Origin of the sequence: Rhodococcus sp. BE178 (assembly GCF_050433545.1) — a bacterium.
Classification (GTDB): Bacteria; Actinomycetota; Actinomycetes; order Mycobacteriales; family Mycobacteriaceae; genus Prescottella.
The window spans coordinates 138,013-162,311 of record NZ_JBNPXA010000008.1 but is presented as its reverse complement, the minus strand read 5'-3'; the positions used below and the strand labels follow the sequence as shown (position 1 = coordinate 162,311).

Sequence of the window (24,299 nt, the reverse complement as noted above, 5' to 3'; positions counted from 1 at the left end):
GCACATGGGGAGCCTGAAGATTCACCCTCAGATCCGGATCACCGAGTACACCGCTTCCGGCGCATGGACTCCGGAGACAGTCCTACAACTCTTCGCCGATCGGGTGCGGGACCGTGGATCCCAGCTTGCGGTGGTCGATCCCGTGAACAAGGCCGAGCAGGTCGACGCGCTGCCGCGTCGGGTCACCTGGGCCGAACTCGATGTCGAGGTCGACCGGTTGGCGGCGGTGCTGCTCGAGGCCGGGATCAGGGCCGGCGAGGTGATCGCCGTCCAGTTGCCGAACACCGTCGAACAGGTCGTCGTCTTCCTCGCATCCTGGCGGATCGGTGCGATCGTGTCGCCGCTGCCGGTGCATTCGACCGATGCGGAGATCGTCGAGACGTGCAACGAGTCGTGTGCCAGCGCCTTCGTCACCGCGGGTCGGATCGGATCGAGCCCCGTCGCCGGTCGGGTGATGTCCGTGCGGCCGCAGATCCCCACGCTTCGGGTCGTCCTCAGCTACGGGGTGGGTGTGCCCGACGGCGTCGTGCGGATCGGGCACACGGTGCCGACGGCAGCCGACATCGAAAGGGTTGCCGAGTACGCGACAACGCACGTCGTCGACCCCAACGACTGCATCGCCATCTGCTGGACGGCAGGAACGGAGGGCGAACCCAAGGGGGTGCCGCACGCCCACTACGAGTCGCTCGCCCAGGCTCGGGCCCTCGTCCGATACGCGTCGCTGACCGTCGACGACGTGATCCTCAACCCGTTCCAGATGATGACTGCCGCGGGGATCGTCGGAACGCTGCTGCCGTGGCTCTCCGTCGGATGTGTGCTGGTGCAGCATCAGCCGTCCGACCTCGATGTCTTTCTGCGTCAGATCGCGGAGGAGAAGGTCACCTACACCGCGGGGCGGCCGGCGGCACTCGCTGAGATCGAACGGCGTGAGGGGCCCACGGTCGACCTGTCGACCCTCACCCGGATCGGCGTAGGCGCCGGACCGATGTCGCCCGACACGGTGCGGAAGTGGAAGGAGAGCTACGGGGTCGAGTTGATCAACTTCTTCGGCACCGTCGAGGGCGTGAGCCTGCGCTCGGCGCCGACGGGCGTGGCGCGGGGACAGCGGACTCTGCTGTATCCGCGGGCAGGCGACGCCACGAGAGCCGAGGTCGATTTGGTGGACGGCCGCACCGGAGACGAGATCGTCGTCCCGGGCGTTCCCGGGGAACTCCGGGTCAAGGGGCCGACGGTGTTCGCGGGGTACCTCAACCCGGCGCGGGACCGGGATCCGTTCGACGAGGACGGCTTCCTCCGGACCGGCGACCTGTTCGTGATCGACGGTCCGGGCGACGGGTACCTCAGGTTCGTCGACCGGGCTGCCGACCTCATCGTGCGCGACGGCGTCCCGATCGGGTCGGCCGAGTTGGAGATGCTGATCGCGGAGCATCCCTCTGTCGCGGAGGTGGCGGTCGTCGGATGCCCCGACGGCGGGACGGGCGAACGCGTCGTCGCGGTCGTGGGATGTCGGCCCGGATCGATCCTCGATCTCGACGAGTTGGTCGAGCACCTCGAGAGCCGGGGTGTCGGCGCCGACGAGGCGCCGCAGCGCCTGGTCGTCTCCAAAGCCCTGCCGCGCAACCGGTCCGGCAAGATCCTCAAGCGGGAGTTACGGGAGCAGTTGAGTCGCGGCTGACCGCCCCCGGTGGGCGCGGAACAGGATGCGGGCGGCATGTGTTCGAATGGCTCGTGACCATCGAGAACAATGCCGCCGTATCCGAATCCGATCAGCCGACCGTTTTGGTCGAGGTGTGGTCGGACATCGCCTGCCCGTGGTGCTACATCGGTAAGCGCCGCTTCGCGGCGGCCCTCGCCGACTTCCCGCACCGCGACCGTGTCGAGGTGGTGTGGCGGTCGTACCAGCTCGCTCCCGACACCCCGGTGGGTGCCCGGCGCAGTCAGCTCGAGGTCGTCGCGGAGCGTCGGGGCGTGCCGGTCGAGCAGGCGCGGGAGTTGTACGAGCACGTCGCCCGTACGGCTGCAGTCGACGGTTTGGTGATGGATCTCGACACCCTGACCGCGTCCAACACGTTCGACGCCCATCGCCTGCTGCATCTGGCCGGCGATCGGCAGGACGAGCTGCTCGAGGCGTTGTTCCGGGGATACTTCACGGACGGCAAGGTGATCGACGACCGGACCGTGCTCGTCGAGCTCGCCGCGAGCGCCGGCCTGGACGCCGACGAGGTCACGGCGGCGCTCGACGGCGACGCCGGCGCCGACCTGGTGCGGGCCGACATCGAGACGGCCCGCCAGCTGCAGGTGTCGGGGGTGCCGTTCTTCGTGGCGAACCGGCGTCTCGCGGTGTCGGGCGCGCAGCCGGCGGACGTGTTCGCGGAGCTGCTCCGTCAGGCGTACGACCAGACGGCAGGCGAAACCAGTGCAGCCCCCGGCGGTGACGCCGAGGGCTGCACTGACGATACGTGCGCGATCTGATCTAGCGGGTCACGCGGCGGTGGGCGCGTTCCGTGAGGAACGCGAACGCCAGCCCCAGCGCGAGCCCCAGCATGGCCTGCGTTGCGAGCGAAGAGACCCGGAACTCCCACAGCAGCGTGGCCGGGAAGTCCTCGCCGACCTCGTTGATGCCGGGAAGCGCGATGTACCCGATTGCAGCCACGACGAGGAACGCGGCCACCTGGCCGATGACGCGCAGCGTCACCAGTTGCTGGTTGCGCAGTGCGCGCCCCACGTACACGGCCACGGCCACGGCGGCCAGTCCCAGGATCACCGACGCGAGCCACAGCAGGGTGCGCTCGTTGATGGTGTCCGGGTCGCCGACGGCCGGCGGATTCGCCGGGTACTTGAAGAACGGCACGGCTTCGATTGCGAGCCAACCGCATCCGGCGACGGCGATCGCCAGTAGCGGCCCGTTCACGGCGGTGAAACGGCGTGCGTAGTGCACGACGACCGCGAAGATCGCACCGAGCGCCAGCCCGGCCAGGGCGGTTGCGAGGAACAGGCCTGCGCGCTGGCCGGTGCGGCTGACGAGGGGTTCTTCGTCACCGTGGGAGTGTCCCGCGGACTCTTCCGCGGCGCCGGGATCCGTGGTGGCCTCGCCCGCGTGATGGTCCGCTGCAGGCGCCTCGGCGGCTGCTGCCGACTCCTCGATGTTGATCGCGGCCTGCACGTGCGGCTCGCCGAGCGTGAACGCGACGGCACCGGCGAGCAAGCCCGCGATCAGGCCGGCCAGCAGCCCGCGGAGGAGGAGGGTCTTGAAACTGTCCGTGAGCGTGGTCAGTGGCACGGCAGGCCCAGCAGGTGCCGACCGTCATGCATGAGCTCGTGCATGTACATGCCGCTGCGGGAGATTGCCCCCTGGTCGAATCCGACCAGGTAGAGGGCCAGCATTGCGAGGAGAACTACTGCGACGGTGATGGCTGCGATCGCTGCCGGTTCCGTCGATCCATCGCTCTGTCGAGCGCACTTTTGCACCCAGGGGGTCACGGTGTCAATCGAGCGATGGGCACCGTGACCGAACCGGACGATTTGTCCGATGTGGAGGGGGATTCGTCAGGAACCGGACGCCGCTGCGACGTCGAGCACCACGTCGAACTCGAGCAGCGACGCACCGCTGGCGACCGGCTTCGCGCGCTCGCCGGCATGGGCTTCGCGGGCCGGGCCGCTAGCCCACGCCTGGAACGCCTCGTCGGACTCCCACTGCGTGACGACGAAGTAGCGGTTCTCGCCCTTCACCGGACGCAGGAGCTGGAATCCGAGGAACCCGGGGGAGTTCTCGACGGCGTGGGCGCGAGCGGCGAACCGCTTCTCCAGCTCGGGGCCGGCGCCCTCGGGGATCTCGATTGCGTTGATCTTCACGACTGCCATGACGTGAGGGTACTCCGGACGTCGGTGGGTTACCGTCGGTCTTGTGTTGCACGACGAGGGTGGGACGGGCCGGCCGATACTGCTGCTCCACGGGCTGATGGGCAGCTCGCGGACGTGGGTGCGGCACGTGCCCTGGCTGCGGGACCACGGCCGTGTCTACACATTCGACGCCGCCGGGCACGGACGCCCCATCGCGTCGGCTCCCACGACCGAACTCTTCGTGGCCGACCTCGCGGACGCGCTCGACGCCGTCGACGAGCCGATCACCGTCATCGGCCATTCCATGGGCGCGCTGCACGCGTGGTGCTTCGCGGCCGCCCATCCCGGGCGGGTTCGCGCGCTGGTGCTCGAGGACATGGCGCCGGACTTCCGTGGTCGGACGGCAAACGATTGGGCGGCAATGGTTTCCGCGTGGCCGCAGCCGTTCCCCACCGAGGAGTCCGTCCTGGACTACTTCGGAGAGGTGGCCGGCCGCTACTTCCTCGAGTCGTTCGAGCGCCGCGCCGACGGTTGGTACCTGCACGGTGACGTCGAGACGTTCCGCGACATCTCCGAGGAGTGGGGCACCCGCGACTTCTGGGCGCAGTGGGAGTCCGTGACGGCCCCCACGCTGCTGATCGAGGGCGAGTTCACGATCACCCCGGAGGGACAGATGCGCCGCATGCTCGACGGCCACGACGACGCCCGCTACGTGTGGGTCGCCCAAGCCGGGCACCTCGTCCACGACGATCAGCCCCAGCGGTACCGTGACGCCGTCGAGGAGTTCCTGAAGACGTTGGACTGATCCTCAGCCGCCCTCGCCGGCGAGGGCGAACAGTCCGTCCTCGGTCTGCTCGATCAACCCGTCGACGAGGAGCGAATCGAGTGCGCGATCGCGCTGCCCGGGGTCGCTGAGCCACACGAGGTCGAGTCGCGCGCGCTCCACCGGGTGGGAGCTGTCGCGCAGCACGTCCATCAGCTTCCCGCGGACCTGGCGATCCGTTCCCGCGAACTTCTGCACCTTGCGGGGCTCGCCGACGTGCGCGGGCCGCCCGGCCTCCACCCATGCGCAGGTCGGCAGTGGGCAGCTCGCACAGTCGGGAGTCCGGGCGGTGCACACCGTGGCGCCGAGCTCCATCAGTGCGGCGGAGAACCGTGCGGCGCGGGCCCGGGTGCGCGGCAGGAGCGCATCGACGTCCGCCATGTCGCGCTTCGCGGACGGATTGCCCTGATCCGCCCGGCCGTGAACGGCACGCGCGACGACGCGTCGAACATTGGTGTCCACCACGGGAACTCGCTGCCCGTATGCGAAACATGCCACGGCACGGGCGGTGTAGTCGCCGATCCCCGGCAGGCCCAGCAGGACGTCGACGTCGGTGGGTACCTGGTCGCCGTGCCGGTCGGCCAGCACGCCCGCGCACTCGTGCAGGCGCAGTGCCCGGCGCGGGTAACCGAGCTTTCCCCACGCGCGCAGCACGTCCGCCTGGCTCGACGCGGCCATCAGCGACGGCACCGGCCAGCGCCGCACCCATTCCTCCCAGATCGGCGCGACGCGGACGACGGGGGTCTGCTGCAGCATGATCTCGCTCATCAGGATGTGCCAGGCCGTCACGCCGTCGCGACGCCACGGCAGGTCCCGGGCCTGCTCGTCGTACCAGCGCAGCAGTGCTGAACCGTCCACCGACATCGAAACTCTCACCCTTCTCCGCACACTGCCGGGCGCTCGTCGCGCCGTCGCCATCGGTCCAACCGAGACGGCGGCCACGCGAAGGTGCACAATTGCCGCATGCCCAATTCCAACCCGATCTCCGCTTGGAAAGCCCTCAAGCAGGGTAACGAGCGCTTCGTCAGTGGCACCCCGCTGCATCCGAGTCAGGGTATTGCCGACCGCGCGAAACTGGTCGACGCCCAGCACCCGACGGCAGTGCTCTTCGGTTGCGGCGACTCCCGCGTCGCCGCCGAGATCATCTTCGACGTCGGTCTCGGCGACATGTTCGTCGTCCGCACGGCCGGTCACGTCATCGACAGTTCGGTGCTCGGGTCCATCGAGTACGCCGTCGAGATCCTCAACGTGCCGCTCATCGTCGTGTTCGGCCACGACGGCTGCGGCGCGGTCAAGGCCACGCTCGACGCCCTCGACAAGGGCCGGATCCCCAACGGCTTCATCCGCGACGTCGTCGAACGCGTGGCTCCGTCGATCCTGATGGGTCGGCAGGAGGGCCTCACGACCGTCGACGAGCTCGAGGGCCGGCACGTGGTCGAGACCGGTTCGCTGCTGATGCAGCGTTCGCGCATCATCGCCGACCGGGTGGAGAAGGGCACGTGCGCCATCGTCGGCGTCACCTACAAGCTCTCCGACGGCGACATCAAACTGCAGGGTGTGGTGGGTGACATCGGCGAGTCGGTGGACTGAGGCCGAGCCGAACGTGTCCACTCGGCCACCGCGGCCGTGTTCGCAGACGCGACACGCCGGGACCGAAGAAGCGAGGGCAGGTCGTATGGAATTACGGTTGAGTCGTGCTTGAACCGAACGGACCGTTGCCCCCTGAGATCTACTGGCGTCGACGGGCGCTCGCCATCGGTGGTGTCGTCGTGGTCGTCGCGCTGCTGGTGTGGATCATCGCGTCGGTCCGTGGTGGCGGAGACGACCCGGAGTCGGCGGCCGCGGCGGGCACCTCCGAGCTCACCGAGGCGACCACCACCCCGGCGGCCGAGCCCTCGGACGGGTCGGGGTCCTCGACGGCCGATGCCTCGGGCACCAGCGTGTCCGGAACGACTGCGGCCTCCACGAGTGCCGGCCCCGAGGTGGCCCCGTGTGCCGACCAGTCGTTGGCGTTGAAGGTGTCGCCCGACCGTCCCCAGTACAAGGCGGGTGACGAGCCCAGCTTCTCGATCGCGATCACGAACATCGGTACCAGCAAGTGCGAGCGGGACCTGGGCTCGGGACTGCAGCAGGCGCTCGTCTACTCGCTCAACGGCAGCAACCGGCTGTGGTCCAACGTCGACTGCTACCCCGATGCGGATCCGGCGATGCAGGTCCTCGAGCCGGGTGGGCAGGCACGATTCACCGTCAAGTGGTCGGGCACCACCTCGGAGCCGGGATGCAAGGCCCCGCGCGTTCAGGTCGCGCCGGGCGCCTACACGGTGGTCGCGCAACTCGGCGAGCTGCGTAGCTCCCCGGAGCCGTTCAATTTCTCCTGACGCGGCGAACTAGTCGTACGGTCCGCTGATCGAGGCCTCCGCGAGCCGTGAGAGGCCCTCGCGGATGTGCCGGGCCCACAGGCCACCGATGCCGTCGACGGACTGCAGGTCCGCGGCCGTGGCCGCGAGCAGCCCCTGCAGGGTCCCGAACGAGCTCACCAGCCGGTGGATCTGCAGGAACTGCAGCCGGGGCACCCGGGTGAGCACCCGGTAACCGCGCGGGCTCATCGGCGCGTCGAGCGCCTCGATGGTGCCCGGGTAACCGAAGGCGCGGGCCAGGGTGGTGAGGTCGAGCAGATCCACGTCGGTGAGCTTGTCGAGCGCGGACAGCGTGCTCTCCACCGCCGTCGTCGAGGCGGGCTCGGATCCGGCCAGGTAGTCGCGCACCATGAGCTGGCGGACCGTGTCGTTGTCGCCGACCAGTTCCTCGAGCTGCAGCGCGAGCTGCCGGCCGTCGGTGCCCAGCTCGAGCACGTCCTGTTCGATCTCGACGGACACCCGGCGCACCATCTCGAGGCGCTGCACCACGGTCAGCGCGTCGCGCAGCGTGACGAAGTCCTCGATCTCGACCACCGACAGCTGACGGGTGACCCCGTCGAGCCGAGCCTTGTACCGCTCGAGGGTCGCGACGGCCTGGTTCGCGCGGGACAGGATGGTCGCCGACCCGTTGATGACGTGTCGGATTCCGCCGACGTACACGCTCACGATGCTCATCGACTGGCTCACCGACACGACGGGGTAGCCGGTCTCGATCGCGGTGCGCTCGGCCGCGCGGTGGCGCGTTCCGGACTCCACGGTGGGGATCTTGTGGTTCGGCACCAGTTGCACGTTGGCGCGGACGATGCGGGTGCCGTCGGTGGAGAGGACGACGGCACCGTCCATCTTCGACAGCTCGCGCAGGCGGGTGGGCGCGAACTCGACGTCGAGCTCGAATCCGCCGTCGCACAGCTCCTCGACCTGGTCGTCGTATCCGAGCACGATCAGGGCGCCGGTGCGGCCGCGCAGGATGCGCTCGAGTCCGTCGCGCAGCGCGGTTCCGGGGGCCAGGCGCGCGATCGTTTCGCGGAGCACCGCGGACGGCGTGGCATCGTTCATCGCGAAATCCCCCCTCGTGCGGTCGGCGCCTTCCGGTCGGCGCCTCGGGTCCGATCGGACGGAATCCCGAGTGCGTTCGACGTCACATCTGGCCGAGCCGCATTCCGGCCGCGGTCGGGCCGCCTCTACATTACCTAGTTGTGAGCAGTACTTGGACCTTGCCCGATGACCTTGTCCTTCCCGAGCTGCCGGATTTCTTCCCGGCGCCGGGAGAGCCGCTTCCCCAGCACTGGTCCAAGTGCTTCGGCTGCGGTGACGACCAGCCCGCCGGTATGGCGATGACCTTTCTCGCGGGAGAGAACCTGTCCGTCACCGGGCGCCTCGAGGTTGCCAAGCGTTACCAGGGTGGCCCCGGCGTGATCCACGGCGGCATCCTCTCCACCGCGTTCGACGAGGTGCAGGGCATGGCGTGCATGGTTCTCGGCGGCCCCGTCGTCACCGCGCACCTCGAGATCGACTTCGCGCGTCCGATCCCGCTGGGTTCGGTGCTCGAGTTCCGTGCCCGCATCGAGGGCACGGTCCGCCGCAAGGCGTACACGACCTCGGAGGCGTTCATCGTGGAGGGGCCCGGCGTCGACCCGGAGACGCCCGTCGCGACCTCGCGCGGCCTGTTCCTGACCGTCAACCCCGAGCACTTCGCTCCGACGGCGGCCTTCGTCGACGGCGAACCGATGTCGCCGTTCGGCACGTCGGCGGTCTGACCCTCACCGAAGATTCAAGGCCCGCAGGGCATCTCCGACGTTTCCCACTTCGACGGGACGGATGCCCTTCGGGAGTTCGCCGGAGTCGAGCGGAACGACGGCGCGGGTGAATCCCAGCCGGGCGGCTTCCGCGACGCGGCGGCTCACACCCGCCACGCGTCGGACCTCACCAGCCAGGCCGACCTCGCCGAGCACCACGGTGCCGGCGGGGATCGACCGGTCCTTGCCGGCCGACGCGACCGCGACCGCGAGCGCCAGATCGCACGACGGGTCGGTCATCCGCATGCCGCCGACCGTCGCGGCGTAGACCTCGCGGTCGGAGAGTTTGATGCCGTGGCGGCGTTCCAGGACGGCCAGCACCATCGACACCCGCGCCGAGTCGAGTCCGCTCACGGCGCGACGCGGCGACGGGTTGTTGGTGGGCGCGACCAGTGCCTGGACCTCGCCGAGCAGGGGACGCTTGCCGTCCATCGTGACCGTGACGGCGGTGCCCGGCACCTCCTCGGCCCGGTGGTGCAGGAACAGCCCGGACGGGTCGCTCACCCCGACGATGCCGTCCTCGCGCAGTTCGAAGCAGCCCACTTCGTCGGCCGCACCGAAACGGTTCTTGATGCCGCGGATCATCCGCAGCGTCGAGTGCTTGTCGCCCTCGAAGTGCAGGACCACGTCCACCAGGTGTTCGAGCGATCGGGGACCGGCCACCGCGCCGTCCTTGGTGACGTGGCCGATCAGCAGCACCGGAACCCCGCTGGCCTTCGCGAGCGACGTGAGCGCACTGGTGATGGCCCGCACCTGCGTGACGCCGCCGACGACGCCGTCGACGTCGGCGGCGAGCATCGTCTGCACGGAGTCGACGATCAGCAGCGTCGGGCGGACCTGCTCGACGTGTCCCAGTACTGTCGCGAGATCCGACTCGGCGGCCAGATACACCCGTTCGTGCACCGACCCGGTGCGATCTGCGCGCAGCCGGACCTGACCCGCGGATTCCTCGCCTGTGACGTACAGCGCGCGGTCGTCGGGTCCGCGGCACGCCCACCGGTGCACGACCTCGAGCAGCAGCGTCGACTTGCCGACGCCGGGCTCGCCGGCCAGCAGCACCACCGAGCCGGGGACGACGCCACCGCCGAGGACCCGATCGAGTTCGTCGACGCCCGTCGGCTTGGCGCGAGTGGCGGTGCCGTCGATCTGGGTGATGGGGGACGCCGGCGTGGTCGGCAGCAGCGCGGCGGCACCGGCGCGTGCCAGTGACGCGCCCGGGCGGGACGCGACCGCCGCGAGGACCGGAGCCTCGTCCATCGAGCCCCACGTGCCGCACTCCGGGCAGCGGCCGACCCACTTGGCCACAGTGTGCTGACACGACGAACACCGGAAGCTCGATTTAGCTTTTGCCACGCGCGCAGCCTAGTGGTCCCGACCGACAGAGGAGCCCGGGCGACGGTGTCGCCCGGGCTCCTCCGGAAGTACGTCCGATCCGACGGATCAGTGATGACCCTCGGCCACGTCGGGGGACTTCTCCGACTCGTGGCGCTCGGTCTTCGGGCCGGCGTCGACCGGCACCTGCACGACGACGTCGCCGGCGTTCTCGAAGGAGAAGGTGACCGGGAACGTCAGGCCGGGCCGGACGCCCTCGCGGATGTCCTCGAGCGTGACGTCGATCAGGCTGACGTGCTCGGGGGCCTGCTCGGGCACCGAGACATCGGGGTTGCCCGCACCGAGAGCGGCCTGCGGCTTGATGTCGCGGCCGCCCTCCTTGTCGTCGATGGTGACGGCGCCCGCGAAGTCGGTCTTGATGCCCTTCAGGCGGTCGGACTCGTGCTCGCTGAGGTTGATCGCGGTGAACGCGAGCTGCGCGTTGCCGCCCGGTTCGATGCTGAACTCCTCGGAGTTCGGGTACACGACGTGCACGTTGCGCAGTGCGATGTCGCCGCTGGTCGCCTTGTTGCCGTTCACCGCAGCAACCTGGGTGGCGGTCTGCGAGACCTGACCTGCGCCGCACGCGGACAGCACGAGCGTCGCGCCGGCAGCGAGAGCGACAGCGGCCATGACTCGGCGAGTCGGCGACGCATTGAGAGCAGTCACGGGTTGTCCTCCATGGGTCAGGTTCACAATCCACTAGGCAGAGTAGTAGTCGGCTCGGAGAGGCTGTGCGCTGGGTACTCGTTACGAGGTCGTGTCGGGCGCACAACGGTTGTCCGCGTGCAGGTTCGGTGGCGCCTCACGGGTCGCTCGGCAGGCGGTTCGCGCGGCCCGAAATGCACGGTTGGTGCGGCCTGTCAAGCCCTAAGATCAGGTAAGGACGCCCCTGACCTGCACCGTTGATGGGACGATCGATTGGTCACGTGTTAAACTCGAAAGATCGAAAGGGGCACGGGACAGATGATTTTTAAGGTCGGAGACACCGTCGTATACCCCCATCACGGAGCGGCGCTGATCGAGGCAATCGAAACCCGCACCATCAAGGGTGAACAGAAGGAATACCTCGTTCTGAAGGTCGCGCAGGGCGATCTCACCGTTCGCGTTCCCGCGGAGAACGCCGAGTACGTCGGCGTGCGTGACGTGGTCGGCCAGGAGGGTCTCGACAAGGTGTTCCAGGTGCTTCGTGCGCCGCACACCGAGGAGCCGACGAACTGGTCTCGCCGGTACAAGGCGAACCTCGAGAAGCTGGCCTCGGGTGATGTGAACAAGGTCGCAGAGGTCGTTCGTGACCTGTGGCGGCGTGAGCAGGACCGCGGCCTGTCCGCGGGTGAGAAGCGGATGCTGGCCAAGGCGCGGCAGATCCTCGTGGGTGAGCTCGCTCTGGCGGAAGGCACCGACGACGCCAAGGCCGAGATCATTCTCGACGAGGTCCTCGCCGCCGCGTCCTGACAGTGGGTGAGAACCGAGGACCGGTCGTAGCGCTGGTCCCTGCAGCCGGACGTGGAGTCCGGCTGGGCGAGTCCGTCCCGAAGGCGTTCGTCGAGTTGGGCGGGCGCAGCATGCTGCGCCGAGCCGTCGACGGACTCCTCGAGTCGGGCGTCGTGGACACGGTCGTCGTGATCGTGCCCGAGACGCTCGTGGACGAGGCGCGGGCGGATCTGCCCGACGGCGTCGTCGTGGTTGTCGGGGGCGAGGAGCGGACCGACTCGGTCCGCGCCGGACTCGCGGCAGCCACGGGCGCCGAATTGGTGCTGGTGCACGACGCGGCGCGCGCTCTGACGCCGCCGTCGCTGATCGCTCGAGTGGTCGCGGAACTTCAGGCGGGACGCAAAGCGGTCATTCCGGTGCTGCCCGTCAGCGACACCATCAAGACGGTCGACGTGCTCGGTGCCGTCACCGGCACACCGCCGCGCTCGGAGTTGCGCGCCGTCCAGACGCCTCAGGGTTTCGAGGCGTCGCTACTGCGCCGCGCCTACCTGGACGTCGACGGCGACGCGACGGATGACGCCGGCCTCGTCGAGCGACTTGGCGAGCGGGTGCGCACCATCGTCGGTGAGCCCGAAGCATTCAAGATCACCACACCGTGGGATCTCGCTCTGGCCCGGATTCTGCTGGGGCAGGCGGGACCGGCGGAGTCCGAGTAAGTCTGAGTAAGTCCGAGTTTTTTTCGAGCACAGGGAGCCCTACGCGTGCGAGTCGGAATCGGCACCGACGTCCATCCGATCGAGCCCGGCCGTCCGTGCTGGATGGCAGGGTTGCTGTTCGAGGACGCGGACGGATGCTCCGGGCATTCCGACGGCGACGTCGCGTCGCACGCGCTGTGCGACGCGTTGTTGTCGGCCGCGGGCCTGGGCGATCTCGGTTCGGTGTTCGGCACCGGTCGTCCGGAGTGGGACGGCGTGAGCGGTGTGCGGATGCTCACCGAGGTCCGGAGCCTGCTGTCCGACGCCGGATACGTCGTCGGGAATGCGTCGGTGCAGGTCATCGGCAATCGGCCCAAGATCGGTCCGCGTCGGGAGGAGGCGCAGCGCGTCCTCGGGGACGTGCTCGGCGCACCGGTGTCGGTGTCGGCGACGACGACCGACGGACTGGGTCTCACGGGTCGCGGAGAGGGCATCGCTGCCGTCGCGACCGCGCTGATCATCCCCGCTGATCGCGACCGGTAGAATCGCACGTCGTGACCTTGCGCCTATACGACACCGTGACACGGGCTCCGCGTGACTTCGTTCCGCTGACCCCCGGACATGCCTCGGTGTACCTGTGTGGCGCCACCGTTCAGGGCGACCCCCACATCGGGCACGTGCGCAGTGGCGTCGCATTCGACGTGCTGCGCCGCTGGCTGCTCGCGCACGACTACGACGTCGCGTTCGTGCGGAATGTCACCGACATCGACGACAAGATCCTGAACAAGGCCGCCGAGGCGGGCCGCCCCTGGTGGGAGTGGGCCGCGACGTACGAGCGGTCGTTCGACTGGGCGTACCAGCAGCTCGGTGTGCTGCCGCCGTCCGTGGAGCCGCGGGCGACCGGGCACATGACGCAGATGGTCGAGATGATGCAGCGCCTCATCGACAACGGCCACGCGTACGCGTCCGCCGGCGACGTCTACTTCGACGTGGTCAGCTACCCCGACTACGGCAAGCTGTCCGGTCACAAGCTCGACGACGTCCACCAGGGCGAGAGCGTGGCCGAGGGCAAGCGCGATCCGCGGGACTTCACGCTGTGGAAGGCCGCGAAGCCGGGCGAGCCGTCGTGGCCGACGCCGTGGGGCCCGGGACGACCGGGCTGGCACCTCGAGTGCTCGGCGATGGCCGAGTTCTACCTCGGTAAGGCGTTCGACATCCATTGCGGTGGAATGGATCTGGTGTTCCCGCACCACGAGAACGAGATCGCGCAGGCGAAGTGCGCGGGCGACGACTTCGCCCAGTACTGGTTGCACAACGGCTGGGTCACCATGGGTGGCGAGAAGATGTCGAAGTCGCTCGGGAACGTGCTGTCGGTGCCGAACGTGCTCAAGCAGGTTCGCCCGCAGGAACTGCGGTATTACCTCGGCAGTGCCCACTACCGGTCGATGCTCGAGTACTCCGAGACCGCGCTGCACGAGGGTGCGGCCGCCTACCGTCGCTGCGAGTCGTTCGTGACGCGCGTCGTAGAGCGGGCCGGTGAGGTCCCGGTGGGCAAGTGGACGGCGGAGTTCGCCGCCGCACTCGACGACGACCTGGGTGTGCCGTCGGCGCTGGCCGAGATCCACGGCCGGGTCCGCGAAGGCAACATCGCGCTCGAGTCCGGTGATCTCGACGGTGCTCGCGCGCTGGCGTCGCAGGTGCGGGCGATGCTCGGCATCCTCGGTGTCGATCCGCTGGATCCGCAGTGGGTGTCCGCGACTGACAACTCGACGGCGCTCGATGCCCTCGACGTCCTGGTTCGGGCCGAGCTCGACCGGCGTCAGCAGGCCCGGGCCGACAAGAACTGGGCAGTGGCCGACGAGGTCCGGGACCGGCTGGCCGAGGCCGGTATCGAGGTCACGGACACCGCGAACGGGGCCGAATGGTCCCTCAAGCAAGCTTCTAACGAATCGGGACAGTGATGGCTGGAAATTCGAGCAGGCGCGGCGCGATCCGCAAGGACGGCACCAAGAAGGGGCAGGTCAGCGGGTCCGGCGGCAAGCATCGCCGGGGTCTCGAGGGCCGCGGCGCGACGCCTCCGGCGGAGGCCCGCACCAAGCATCCCGCCGCGAAGCGGGCCCGGGCCGCGGCGAAGGCGGCGCAGCAGCGTCCCACCGGCGGCGGCCGCCCCGGCGCGGGTCGTCTGCCGGCCGGCCGCAAGGCCGAGGACGGTCCGGAGATGGTGCTGGGCCGCAACCCGGTCGTCGAGTGCCTGCGCGCGGGTGTCCCCGCGACGGCGCTGTACGTCGCGGTGGGCGCCGAGAGTGACGATCGCCTCAAGGAATCCGTGCAGCGTGCGGCCGACATGGGGATCTCGATCCTCGAGGTGCCGCGCACCGACCTGGACCGCATGAGTGCCAACGGACTGCACCAGGGCATCGGCCTGCAGGTGCCGCCGTACAAGTACGCGCACCCGGACGATCTGCTGGCGTCGGCCCGCACCAACCAGGAGCCCGCGCTGCTGGTGGCCCTGGACAACATCACCGACCCGCGCAACCTCGGCGCCGTCGTTCGTTCGGTTGCCGCGTTCGGCGGTCACGGTGTGGTGATCCCGCAGCGTCGCAGCGCCAGCGTCTCCGCTGTCGCCTGGCGCACCAGTGCCGGTGCCGCGGCTCGCCTGCCTGTCGCGCGGGCCACGAATCTCACTCGCACACTGAAGGATTGGCAGTCCAAGGGGGTCCAGGTCGTCGGCCTGGACGCCGGCGGCGACACCACCCTCGACACCTACGATGGCACCGGCCCGGTGGTCATCGTGGTCGGTTCGGAGGGCAAGGGACTGTCGCGGCTCGTGCGCGAGACGTGCGACGCCGTCCTGAGCATCCCGATGGCCGGACCGGTGGAGTCGCTCAACGCGTCCGTCGCCGCGGGCGTCGTGCTGTCCGAGATCGCGCGTCAGCGTCGTAGCTGACGGAACTTGATCCGACATCCCGGTCGCAGCTGAGCTGCGGCCGGGATGTCTTCTTCCACGACCACGGCGATCACGGGATAGCCCCCCGTGACCGGATGGTCGGCGAGGAACAGCACCGGCATGCCGTTCGGCGGCACCTGTAGCGCGCCGGTCACCATGCCCTCGCTCGGCAGTTCGCCGTGACGGGAGCGGTGCAGCGGTCCCGGCCCGTCGAGGCGTGCGCCCACACGGTCGGTGTCGGTGCTGACCGTCCACGTCCGGTGCACCAGGGCGGCCAGGGATGCAGGGGTGAACCAGTCGTCGCGCGGACCGGTGCGAACGCGTAGTTCGACGGGATCTCCGGGCGGCGCGGGTGGCGGGATCAGTTCCTCGATCGGCAGCTCGCCGTGGAGGCTTCCCACCGGCAGGCGGTCGCCGTCCCGGATCGGTTCGGGGCCGATGCCGGAGAGGGTGTCGGTGGCGCGGCTGCCCAGGATCGGCGTGACGTCGATGCCGCCGCGCACCGCAAGGTAGGTGCGTAGTCCCGCCGTGGCCAGCCCCAGCACCACCTCGTCGCCGTCGCGCACGTGCAGGGTGGAGTAGTGCGGGCGGGGTTCCCCGTTCACCGTGAGCGGTGCCCGCGCGCCGGTGACGGCGAGGGTGGCCGGCCCGACCGCCCGCACCCGCAGACCACCGAGGGTCACCTCGAGCGTCGCGGCGCGGGGATCGTTGCCGACGAGGCGGTTCGCGCCGTCGTGCGCGACGATGTCGGCGGCCCCCGAGACGCCGACGCCGAGACGCGCATACCCGGGCCGTCCCCGATCCTGGACGGTGGTGCGTGCGCCGGCGCGCAGGACTTCGAGCCATGCCATGGGTCGATTGTCCTCGATCCCGGCAGGAGGTCGCAGTGCTTACTACGATCGATCGATGCTGACAGCTGCGCTGTACGGTCTCGGGACGGCTCTACCGTTGCTCTTCGGTGCGTGGGTGGGCCTGCGCTACAGCCTGCCGCGGCCACTGCTGGCCGCGCTCATGGCCTTCGGCGCCGGCACGATGGTGGCGGCGGTGTCGTCCGAGCTCTTCGCGCCGGCGTTCGCGATCGAGGGCGTGTGGGTCGCCGGGACGGCGCTGCTGGCCGGCGCCCTCGTGTATGTGGTGGCCGATCACCTCATCGAGAACAAGCTCGGTCCCGCGGCGCTGGGGTGGGCGCTGATGCTCGGGGCCCTGCTCGACGGCATCCCCGAGAACACCGCCCTGGGCGTCTCGCTCATGGAGGGCGGGGGAGTGGTGCTGTTGGTCGCGGTCGCGGTCGGCAACGTGCCCGAGGCCGTCGCCGGCGCCGCGTCGATGCGCGAGCAGCCCGGCTTCAACTCGCGGCGGGCGTTCGGGGTGTGGGCCGCCACTGCCGCGGTCCTGGTGCTGGTCGTCGTCGCGGCCAACGCCGTCTCCGACACCATCCCGGACAGTCGAATTGCCGTCATCCAGGCCTTCGCCGGTGGGGCAACCATTGCGGTGCTTGCGGATTCGTTGATGCCGGAGGCGTACCGCGAGGGCGGTTGGTGGGTGGGGATCTCCACCGCACTCGGGTTCCTCGTGGCGTTCGCGCTGGGCGCCTAGGAGTGCGAACGCCACGAGCCACTCAGTCCGTGCGGAAGACGGTCCTGTGCCACGCCTTCCGGGCGTCGCGCGAGAGGTCGAACATCACGTGCTTGACGGTGGTGTATTCCTCGAACGAGTAGGTCGACATGTCCTTGCCGAATCCGGACTGCTTGACCCCGCCGTGCGGCATCTCGCTGATGATCGGGATGTGGTCGTTGACCCAGACGCAGCCGGCGACGATCTCACGGGTTGCGCGCAGCGCGCGGTGCAGGTCGGTGGTCCACGCCGATGCGGCGAGCCCGTACGGGGTGTCGTTGGCGAGGGCGATGGCCTCGTCGTCGTCGCGGAACGGTGTCACCGTCAGCACCGGGCCGAACACCTCGTCGCGGTAGATCTCGCTGTCGACCGAGGCTCCGGTGATCAGCGTCGGACGGTAGTACGCGCCCGTGGCGAGGGGTCCGTCACCGGCGCTGCCGCCGGTGACGATCGTTGCGTAATCGCGTGCGCGCGAGACCATTGCAGCGACGCGGTCGCGGTGTGCGTACGAGCTCAGGGGGCCCATGTCCGTCGTCTCGTCGCCGGTCGGACCCAGCGTGACCGACTCGTACAGCTCGGCCACGCCCGCGACGAATGCGTCGATCACCGACTCGTGCACGATCGCGCGGGTTGCGGCCGTGCAGTCCTGTCCGCCGTTGATCAGGCTCGCGGCCACGGCCCCGTGGACGGCGGCTTCCAGATCGGCGTCGTCGAACACGACGAACGGTGCCTTGCCGCCCAATTCGAGGTGGACGCGCTTGGCATTGGTGGCGGCGCCCTCGAGGATCGAGCGCCCCACCGCGGTCGATCCGGTGAACGAGATCATGTCGACGCCGACGTGGCGTGCCAGCGCCGCGCCGGCCTCCTGGCCGCTGCCGACGACGATGTTGACGACGCCGTCGGGGACGCCGGCCTCGGTGATCGCCTCGGCCAGCAGCAGCGCGGTCAGGGGTGTGATCTCGGCGGGCTTGAGGACGACGGTGTTCCCGGCGGCGATCGCGGGGAAGATCTTCCACACCGCCATCTGCAGCGGGTAGTTCCACGGCGCGATCGCCCCCACGACGCCGAGCGGCTCGCGGCGGATGCTCGAGGTGTGCGTCGGCGAGTACTCGCCCGTCGCCTTTCCCTCGAGGATGCGCGCGGCGCCCGCGAAGAATTCGATGTTGTCGATCGAGCCGGGGACGTCGAACTCCCGTGCCAGCCGGATCGGCTTACCGCACTGCCGGCTCTCGAGCGCCGCGAGTTCGTCCGAGCGGCCGCGCAGGATGTCGGCGACGCGGAGCAGGAGCGCCGAGCGTTCGGCCGGGGTGGTCCGCGACCACGATCCGAAGGCGCGGCGCGCGGCTGCGACCGCGCGGTCGACGTCGTCGCTGCTCGCGAGGGTGACGGTGACGATCGTCTCGCCGGTCGAGGGGTCGATCACGTCCTGGGTGCAACCGGAGGCCCCTTCGCACCGGATCCCGTCGATGTACTGGTGCATCGTGTCCATGCTTTCGTCGTCGGAGTCTGAGAGCCGGGTGGTCAGGAGATGTAGATCTTGCGGAGCGTCTCGCGCACGGTCCACACGGTGCGCTGTCCGGCGTGCAGGCGGACGAGGGTGCCGGGGCGGAGATCGACTGCGGGAGAATCGTCCTCGAACTCGAGGGTGCCCTGGCCGTCGACGACGAAGAACACCTCGTCCGCCTCCACGTCGCGCGAGGTTCCCTGGGTGTGCTCCCATACCCCGATCGTCAACCCCGACAGCGACGACAGGGCCTGGTGGGCGGTGGTCGGCGATCCGTCGACGACGAGTTCGTCCGGGAGGGCCTTGTGGTCCAGAGTGACGTCGGGAACGACGACGCTGTCCTGGTGCGGGTCGGGCTGTGGTTGCGTGGAAGTCATTGGTGGGCCTGTCGAGTCGTGTTTCGAGTAGTGAGGGTCGGACCCGGGCGAGGCCTGGCACGGCGCCCCCGAACGGGTGCGCCCATGCCGCGGTCACTCGTCGAGCTCGACCGGTGCGGTGTCCGCCGAGACGACGTCGTGGAGCATCGGCGGGTTGCCGACTCCCCAGCCGTACGCCAGCTTGCCCACCTCGAGCACGAAGAACGACTCGGTGGAGAGCACCCCGTCGATGGCGTGCAACTGGTCGTGCATCAGGCGGGTGAAGTCCTCGGTGTCCTTGCAGATCACCTCGACGATGACGTCGTACCGCCCCGACGTGACGATCACGTAGCTCGTCTGGGGCAGCGCCGCCACCGCCTGGCACACCGAGCGTGCGGTGCCGGCGCGGGTGTGGATGCCGACCATCGCCATACGGTCGAAGCCGATTCGCATCGGGTTGGCGATCCCGACGATCTGCAGGATCCCGGCCTCCTCGAGTCGCTGCACGCGGTATCGCGCCGACGAGGCGGGGATGTCGAGCGCCTCCGCGATCTGCCGGTACGGGAGGCGACCGTCCTTCTGCAGGAGCTCGATGATCTTTGCGTCGATCGTGTCGATGCTCGGTGTGTTCAAGATGACCTCCGAACCGGTTCGGTACGACTAGGAATCGAATCCCAGTCCTATGCTGTCGAGGAGTCGCAACCACAGGTTGCGGCGACCGTGGTCGTCCTCCCTGGCCAGCGACCATCTGGTCGCCTGGACACCAAAGTAACGCACCGGTTCCGGGGGAAACGGAACGGCGGGGCGCCGGATCATCGCCAGTTCCGTCCGTTCCGTCTTGCGTCCGGCCAGACGGTCGAGCATCACCTGCGCACCGAAGCGGGTCGCGGTGACGCCCAGGCCGGTGAAGCCCGTCGCGTAGGCGACCCGTCCGCCGTACGCCGTTCCGGCGGTGAGGCAGAACCGTGTCGACGAGTCGATGATGCCGCCCCACGCGTGGGTGAACTGCACGTGGGCCAGTTGGGGATACGTCGTGGCGAAGTTCGTTGCGAGCCGCGCATACGTCTCCGGTCGGTCGAGGAGATCCTCGTCGCGACGGGAGCCGTAGTGGTAGATCGCGTCGTAGCCACCCCACAGGATCCGATTGTCCGCTGTCTTGCGGTAGTAGTGGAACTGGTTGGAGGCGTCGGTGAGACCGAGGTCCCCGGTCCACTTGATCGACTCGAAATCGGCGTCGCTCAGCGGTTCGGTGACGAGCGAGTAGTCGTAGACCGGGATGGTCGTGTTCGTGAGCCGGCGCAGAAGGGGCTTGAATACGTTGGTGGCCAGCGCAACTCGCTGGGCTTCGACCCGTCCTCCCCGCGTGGTCGCGGCGATGCGCCCGTCGGGCGTCTTGTCGATCGACGTGACGGGTGTGTTCTCGTGGATCTCGACACCGAGGTCGAGGCATGCCCGCCGGAGCCCGAGCACGAGCTTGTACGGATCGACCAGCGAGTAGTCGGGCAGGTACAGGCCGCCGACGTACGCGGGCGACGCGGTCCAGTCGCCCACCTCGGACGGCGGGATGAACTGCGACGGCTCGCCGTAGCCGCCGCTCATCTCGGAGTAGGCGCGCAGACCTTCGAGTTCCCAAGTGGTGCGGGCGAAGCTGACCTTGCCCGGCCGCCGGTAGTCGGCGTCGATGCCGTAGCGCTCGAGGGTCTGCTCGATCCCCGCGAGGTTGTCGAGCCCCATCCGGTGCATGGACGCGGCCTCGGACGGCCAGCGGTTCACGCCGTTCATGAGGCCGTGCGTGATGCTGGGGGAGCAGAAGCCGCCGTTGCGGCCGCTCGCGGCGTGCCCGACGGTGTGGCCCTCGAGGAGTACCACGCGCTGGTCGGGGTCCGATTCTTTGGCCATCAGTGCGGTCCACAGGCCGGTATAGCCTCCGCCCACCACCAGCAGATCGGCGGACAGCGTCGTCGCGAGCGCCGGGAGGGGCGTCGGGGCGGGCGTCACGTCGAACCAGTACGGGGAGCGGCGCACCCCGTCGATCGTCGACGGGCTGGTGGTGGGCATGCGGAGACCTTTCATTGGAGAGCGTGTTCGTCGCGAATCAGCGGTTCAGGTGCATGACACCGGTGCGCAGGTCGGACATGTCGATCAGCGTGTGCTTGCCGCCGATCCGGCCCCAGCCGGTGCCCTTGCCGCCGGCGCCACCGAACGGCATGTTGATGTCCCAGAATCCGGTGCTGTCGTTGACGATCACCTGTCCGGTCTCGACCTCCTCGACGAATCGGTAAGCCTTGGAAAGGCTTTCGGTGAACACCGCTGCCTGGAGGCCGAGCGCGTCGCTGTTGGCCAGGCGGAGCAGTTCGTCGTCGTCGCGGCCGGTGATGACCGGCACGACCGGGCCGAACGACTCCTCCTTGCTGAGGAGGCCGTCGGGCGTGACGCCGTCCACGACGGTGAAGTCGTAGTACAGGTCGGTCGGGAAACCTGCGCGTCGACCGCCGCCGACGAGGATGTCGAACCCGCGCTCGCGGGCGTCGGCCAGGTGGCGATCCATCTTCGCGGCGACGCCCTCGTTGTTGAGCGGGCCGAGGTTGACCGCGGAGTCGAACGGGTCGCCGAGGCGGACCGTGTCGGAGTAGGCGACGAGCGCCTCGACGAAGGCGTCGTGCACGTCGGCATGCACGAGGGCACGCTCGGTGGCGCAGCAGACCTGGCCCGCGCAGTAGTACGCGGCGTCGGCGGCGGCCTTGGCGGCGGCCTCGACGTTGGCGTCGGCGAGCACGATGAGGGGGCCGTTGCCGGAGCACTCCATGATGGACCGCTTCAGGCCGGCGGTCGCCTGGATCTTCGCGCCGGTCTGCGACGAACCGATGAAGCCGATGGCGTCGATGCCCGGATGCGAGACGAGGGCGGAGCCGAAGTCGCCTTCTCCGGGAAGGACGTTCACGAGACCGGCCGGCAGACCGGCGGCCTCGAACGCCTCCATCGCAGCCAACACGGTCAGCGAGGTGTGGGTCGGCGGCTTGACTACGTGAGCGTTGCCGGTGGCCAGGCCCGGTGCGACGAACTCGGTGAGCATCAGCAGCGGGAAGTTCCAGGGCGTGATGATGCCCCAGACGCCGACCGGCCGGTAGAAGGTCCACATCCGCTTCTGCGGATCGTTCGACGGCAGGGTCTCGCCGTGCAGGCGGACGGCGTCCTCGGCGTGCAGGTGGAACAGCTGTGCCGCCTCGGTCACGTCGGCGATGGACTCGGCGAGCGGCTTGCCCTGCTCGAGAGTCTGCAGGCGGGCGAGGACGTCGATGCGCTTCTCGAGCTCGTCACCGATGCGGTGGCAGATCTCGGCGCGCTGCCAGACCCCCACCTTGCGCCATTCGGCCTGGGCTCGATGGGCGGCGTCGACGGCCTTGTCGAGATCCGAGGTGGAGGGGACCGGGATGGTTCCGATGTGGCCACCGGTGACCGGGCTGATCACCTCGACGGACTCGCCGGTGCTGCCGTCGGTGTACGCGCCGTCCACGTAGAGCTGCTGGCGCGGGGCGGTCGGGATGGATGTCGTCATGAGAAACCCTCTTGGTGTGGGGTAGGGCTGCCGATGCCCTCGGAGTCTGTGCTGGGGATCACTCGTTCCGTGCGAGTGTGGTCACGATAACTGCAATCGGGGTCGATGTCACCCCCGATGGGCAAATAATGCGTCTTAAAGTTGTTCAAAGAGCAAATTTGAAGCTGATCTTCAGCTCAATGTGCGGTGCTGTCGAATGAGCTGTCCGATGCGCCAGGGGACAGTCGTTCGCCGGTCAGTGCCTCGATCACACGCGCGAGATCGTTCGAGGACAGGCCGCCCTCGGACCGACCGGCACGGCGTTCTACCTGCGGATGGCGCTGATTCTTCATGGCGCGAAGTCCTTTCGGGTGCCAGGGGTGTCGGTGGTCGAGCCGAGTTACAGGGCGCCCAGCGCTGCGGTCCCCGCGGCGCGACCCGAGTCGAGGGACGAGCTGACGGTGCTGGTGACCATGCCGGCCCAGAACACGGTCCGGTCGATCGGTTCGTACAGCCCGTCGCGGCGCGAGGTGGGCCCCGGGTAGGCGCCCCGGGCGTATTCGTCGAGGGACCAGTCGTAGGTCGATGCGGCCACGGTCTGCAGACCGGCATCACCGGCCATCGACCTGACCGCGTCCACCGACTGGGCCAGGCGCTCGGCTTCCGGCAGGGAGAGTAGTTCCCGCGCCTCGTCTCCGGTAGCCCAGGCGACGACGACCTGTCCCGAGTAGCCGGGTGCCGCGGCGGACCCGTTCCACAGGGTCGGCGGGTTCACCAGGTAGTCCTCCGCGAGGTCCCAGCCGTCCGGCAGGACCGGTGCGGAGAACTCCAGCAGGCCCTTGTAGACCGGCAGATAGACCACCTCGGAGATCCCCGAACGCTGGGTCGACGGCAACGGTGGGTCGAATGCGATCGCCTCTCGCTGTAGCACGCCCGCGGGCAGCGCGATCACGAGCTTGCGGGCGGTGAACCGGGTGCCTCCGGCGAGCACCTCCACGCCGTGGGAGGTGTAGGCCACCCGGGTGACCTCGTGATTCATTCGTACGTCGATTCCCTCGGCGAGAATCCGGACGATCTGGTCGTAGCCGCCGACGACTCGGAAATCCCCGTAGCCGTCACTGGGAATCTCGCCGCTGTCCGGTGCCGTGAGCGCGGTCTCGAGGTCCTCGACGACGTATCTGGCGGGGAGCTTGTCGAACTGCTCGCTGTCCACCTCGATGACCAGGAAGGCGAGCGGGTAGTTCGACCGGGTGATCCCCAGCCGTGCGAGGTAGTTCTCGGCGGTCTCGCCGGGATTCGGGGCGGGAGGCGGTGACGGCAGATCCGGCTTTCCCTGCGGGAAGTTGTAGAACTCCCACGTGTTCTGGTCCACCCAGGGCGAGCTCGGATCGAATCGGGACATCTCGGTTCCCCAGCGATGTGTCGAGATGTTCGCCGGCCCGACGATGTCCCATGTGGAGACGTCGGCGCCGTGGATGAGCTCGGCGCCCCGTTCCACCGGGATGCCCATGGTCGTTCGATCCGTCCACAGGCGCCCGCCGATGCGGTCGCGGGCCTCGAGGACGATTGCCGATCTGCCCGCGTCCACGACCGTTCGCGCCGCGCCCAGACCGGACACGCCGGCGCCGAGCACGATGACATCCGCGTCGTTCGAGGCGAGCGATCCGAGCGATCCGGTCTGCGCTCGGGCCTGCGGGGTGCGGGCGAAGAGGACCGCGGAGAGGCCGACGGCGCCGCCGTATCCGAGCAGTCGGCGTCGCGTCAGTTGGATATCTGGACCGTTGACTGGTTTCACCTGGGTTCTCCTGTGACGGCGTGCTGTGTGATGTGGCGCTGCCGACGCCATGAATGTGTGCTGAGTCACTCGTTCCGTCGAGTGCGGCCACGATAGCGACTCGGGAGGCGCCTGTCACTTCGATGAGCAAAAACAGCGGGTTCGTACTGTCAATTGAGCAAGTTCGATGCCG

Annotated in this window: 26 protein-coding genes; 12 read left to right on the top strand and 14 right to left on the bottom strand. The window is 69.0% G+C overall.

Going from position 1 to position 24,299, the window contains the following annotated elements; all coding sequences use genetic code 11:
• Positions 1–4 precede the first annotated feature (4 nt).
• Positions 5–1,675, top strand: a complete 1,671-nt coding sequence (locus J2X34_RS16155) for a class I adenylate-forming enzyme family protein (protein WP_429518337.1) — start codon at positions 5–7, stop codon at positions 1,673–1,675.
• 59 nt (positions 1,676–1,734) lie between these two features.
• On the top strand, positions 1,735–2,472 hold the full coding sequence (locus tag J2X34_RS16150; protein ID WP_254622940.1) for a DsbA family oxidoreductase: 738 nt from the start codon (positions 1,735–1,737) through the stop codon (positions 2,470–2,472).
• A 1-nt stretch (position 2,473) separates the two neighbouring features.
• On the opposite strand, the gene J2X34_RS16145 is transcribed toward J2X34_RS16150, so the two are convergent.
• The 3 genes from J2X34_RS16145 to mhuD form a co-directional block, all read right to left on the bottom strand.
• Positions 2,474–3,280 carry a CbtA family protein gene (locus tag J2X34_RS16145; protein ID WP_429518335.1) on the bottom strand — a complete coding sequence of 269 codons (807 nt, stop codon included), beginning with the start codon at positions 3,278–3,280 and terminating at the stop codon, positions 2,474–2,476.
• The gene (locus J2X34_RS16140; protein WP_429518421.1) at positions 3,271–3,420 is read right to left on the bottom strand and encodes a CbtB domain-containing protein; all 150 of its coding nucleotides are present in this window, start codon (positions 3,418–3,420) and stop codon (positions 3,271–3,273) included. The genes J2X34_RS16145 and J2X34_RS16140 overlap by 10 nt, the downstream gene beginning before the upstream one ends.
• 126 nt (positions 3,421–3,546) lie before the next feature.
• Positions 3,547–3,861: a mycobilin-forming heme oxygenase MhuD gene (gene mhuD, locus J2X34_RS16135; RefSeq protein ID WP_114723411.1), complete on the bottom strand. Its 315-nt coding sequence runs from the start codon at positions 3,859–3,861 to the stop codon at positions 3,547–3,549.
• A 43-nt stretch (positions 3,862–3,904) separates the two neighbouring features.
• On the opposite strand from mhuD, the gene J2X34_RS16130 reads away from it, so the two are divergent.
• Positions 3,905–4,645, top strand: coding sequence for an alpha/beta fold hydrolase (locus J2X34_RS16130; RefSeq protein ID WP_429518332.1), 741 nt, complete (start codon positions 3,905–3,907; stop codon positions 4,643–4,645).
• 3 nt (positions 4,646–4,648) lie between these two features.
• Here J2X34_RS16130 and J2X34_RS16125 read toward each other — a convergent pair whose 3' ends face one another.
• Positions 4,649–5,527: an A/G-specific adenine glycosylase gene (locus tag J2X34_RS16125; protein ID WP_429518330.1), complete on the bottom strand. Its 879-nt coding sequence runs from the start codon at positions 5,525–5,527 to the stop codon at positions 4,649–4,651.
• 99 nt (positions 5,528–5,626) lie between these two features.
• Between J2X34_RS16125 and J2X34_RS16120 the strand changes: the two genes are divergently transcribed.
• A complete protein-coding gene (locus J2X34_RS16120) occupies positions 5,627–6,253 on the top strand; it encodes a carbonic anhydrase (RefSeq protein ID WP_114723408.1) in 627 nt (208 codons plus the stop codon).
• Positions 6,254–6,357: 104 nt separating this feature from the next.
• On the top strand, positions 6,358–7,041 hold the full coding sequence (locus J2X34_RS16115; protein WP_429518328.1) for a hypothetical protein: 684 nt from the start codon (positions 6,358–6,360) through the stop codon (positions 7,039–7,041).
• 9 nt (positions 7,042–7,050) lie between these two features.
• Here the strand turns inward: J2X34_RS16115 and disA are convergent, their stop codons facing one another.
• On the bottom strand, positions 7,051–8,136 hold the full coding sequence (disA, locus tag J2X34_RS16110) for a DNA integrity scanning diadenylate cyclase DisA (RefSeq protein WP_114723406.1): 1,086 nt from the start codon (positions 8,134–8,136) through the stop codon (positions 7,051–7,053).
• 140 nt (positions 8,137–8,276) lie between these two features.
• Here disA and J2X34_RS16105 point away from each other — a divergent pair, with 140 nt between their 5' ends.
• The gene (locus J2X34_RS16105; protein WP_114723405.1) at positions 8,277–8,837 is read left to right on the top strand and encodes a PaaI family thioesterase; all 561 of its coding nucleotides are present in this window, start codon (positions 8,277–8,279) and stop codon (positions 8,835–8,837) included.
• Positions 8,838–8,840: 3 nt separating this feature from the next.
• On the opposite strand, the gene radA is transcribed toward J2X34_RS16105, so the two are convergent.
• Together radA and J2X34_RS16095 are read right to left on the bottom strand one after the other, a co-directional pair.
• Positions 8,841–10,229: a DNA repair protein RadA gene (radA, locus tag J2X34_RS16100; protein WP_429518326.1), complete on the bottom strand. Its 1,389-nt coding sequence runs from the start codon at positions 10,227–10,229 to the stop codon at positions 8,841–8,843.
• A gap of 87 nt (positions 10,230–10,316) precedes the next feature.
• Complete coding sequence (locus J2X34_RS16095) at positions 10,317–10,916, bottom strand: hypothetical protein (protein ID WP_429518324.1); 600 nt, start codon at positions 10,914–10,916, stop codon at positions 10,317–10,319.
• A gap of 297 nt (positions 10,917–11,213) precedes the next feature.
• Between J2X34_RS16095 and carD the strand changes: the two genes are divergently transcribed.
• From carD to rlmB, 5 genes are read left to right on the top strand one after another with little or no spacing between them, the layout of a single operon-like run.
• The gene (gene carD / locus J2X34_RS16090; RefSeq protein ID WP_005515676.1) at positions 11,214–11,702 is read left to right on the top strand and encodes an RNA polymerase-binding transcription factor CarD; all 489 of its coding nucleotides are present in this window, start codon (positions 11,214–11,216) and stop codon (positions 11,700–11,702) included.
• A gap of 2 nt (positions 11,703–11,704) precedes the next feature.
• Positions 11,705–12,397, top strand: a complete 693-nt coding sequence (gene ispD, locus J2X34_RS16085; RefSeq protein WP_114723402.1) for a 2-C-methyl-D-erythritol 4-phosphate cytidylyltransferase — start codon at positions 11,705–11,707, stop codon at positions 12,395–12,397.
• A 45-nt stretch (positions 12,398–12,442) separates the two neighbouring features.
• The gene (gene ispF / locus J2X34_RS16080; protein WP_114723401.1) at positions 12,443–12,919 is read left to right on the top strand and encodes a 2-C-methyl-D-erythritol 2,4-cyclodiphosphate synthase; all 477 of its coding nucleotides are present in this window, start codon (positions 12,443–12,445) and stop codon (positions 12,917–12,919) included.
• A gap of 11 nt (positions 12,920–12,930) precedes the next feature.
• Positions 12,931–14,337: a cysteine--tRNA ligase gene (gene cysS / locus J2X34_RS16075; protein ID WP_429518320.1), complete on the top strand. Its 1,407-nt coding sequence runs from the start codon at positions 12,931–12,933 to the stop codon at positions 14,335–14,337.
• Positions 14,337–15,323 carry a 23S rRNA (guanosine(2251)-2'-O)-methyltransferase RlmB gene (gene rlmB, locus J2X34_RS16070; protein ID WP_114723399.1) on the top strand — a complete coding sequence of 329 codons (987 nt, stop codon included), beginning with the start codon at positions 14,337–14,339 and terminating at the stop codon, positions 15,321–15,323. Before cysS ends, rlmB begins: the two co-directional genes overlap by 1 nt.
• Here rlmB and J2X34_RS16065 read toward each other — a convergent pair.
• Positions 15,308–16,174, bottom strand: a complete 867-nt coding sequence (locus tag J2X34_RS16065; RefSeq protein WP_429518318.1) for a biotin-dependent carboxyltransferase family protein — start codon at positions 16,172–16,174, stop codon at positions 15,308–15,310. The two genes, rlmB and J2X34_RS16065, sit on opposite strands and share 16 nt — an antisense overlap.
• Positions 16,175–16,229: 55 nt before the next feature.
• Between J2X34_RS16065 and J2X34_RS16060 the strand changes: the two genes are divergently transcribed.
• Positions 16,230–16,919: a ZIP family metal transporter gene (locus J2X34_RS16060; RefSeq protein WP_114723397.1), complete on the top strand. Its 690-nt coding sequence runs from the start codon at positions 16,230–16,232 to the stop codon at positions 16,917–16,919.
• A gap of 22 nt (positions 16,920–16,941) precedes the next feature.
• On the opposite strand, the gene J2X34_RS16055 is transcribed toward J2X34_RS16060, so the two are convergent.
• The 6 genes from J2X34_RS16055 to J2X34_RS16030 all read right to left on the bottom strand — a co-directional run bounded on the left by J2X34_RS16055 (position 16,942) and on the right by J2X34_RS16030 (position 24,127).
• Entirely contained in the window at positions 16,942–18,417 is a 1,476-nt protein-coding gene (locus J2X34_RS16055) for a gamma-aminobutyraldehyde dehydrogenase (protein ID WP_429518419.1), read from the bottom strand.
• A gap of 41 nt (positions 18,418–18,458) precedes the next feature.
• On the bottom strand, positions 18,459–18,818 hold the full coding sequence (locus J2X34_RS16050; protein WP_429518315.1) for a cupin domain-containing protein: 360 nt from the start codon (positions 18,816–18,818) through the stop codon (positions 18,459–18,461).
• Between the two features lie 93 nt (positions 18,819–18,911).
• Positions 18,912–19,430, bottom strand: a complete 519-nt coding sequence (locus J2X34_RS16045; RefSeq protein ID WP_429518313.1) for an Lrp/AsnC family transcriptional regulator — start codon at positions 19,428–19,430, stop codon at positions 18,912–18,914.
• A gap of 27 nt (positions 19,431–19,457) precedes the next feature.
• Positions 19,458–20,855, bottom strand: a complete 1,398-nt coding sequence (locus tag J2X34_RS16040) for an NAD(P)/FAD-dependent oxidoreductase (protein ID WP_114723394.1) — start codon at positions 20,853–20,855, stop codon at positions 19,458–19,460.
• A gap of 37 nt (positions 20,856–20,892) precedes the next feature.
• Positions 20,893–22,353, bottom strand: coding sequence for an aldehyde dehydrogenase family protein (locus tag J2X34_RS16035; RefSeq protein WP_114723393.1), 1,461 nt, complete (start codon positions 22,351–22,353; stop codon positions 20,893–20,895).
• A 379-nt stretch (positions 22,354–22,732) separates the two neighbouring features.
• Positions 22,733–24,127 carry a flavin monoamine oxidase family protein gene (locus J2X34_RS16030; protein ID WP_429518311.1) on the bottom strand — a complete coding sequence of 465 codons (1,395 nt, stop codon included), beginning with the start codon at positions 24,125–24,127 and terminating at the stop codon, positions 22,733–22,735.
• Between the last annotated feature and the right edge of the window lie 172 nt (positions 24,128–24,299).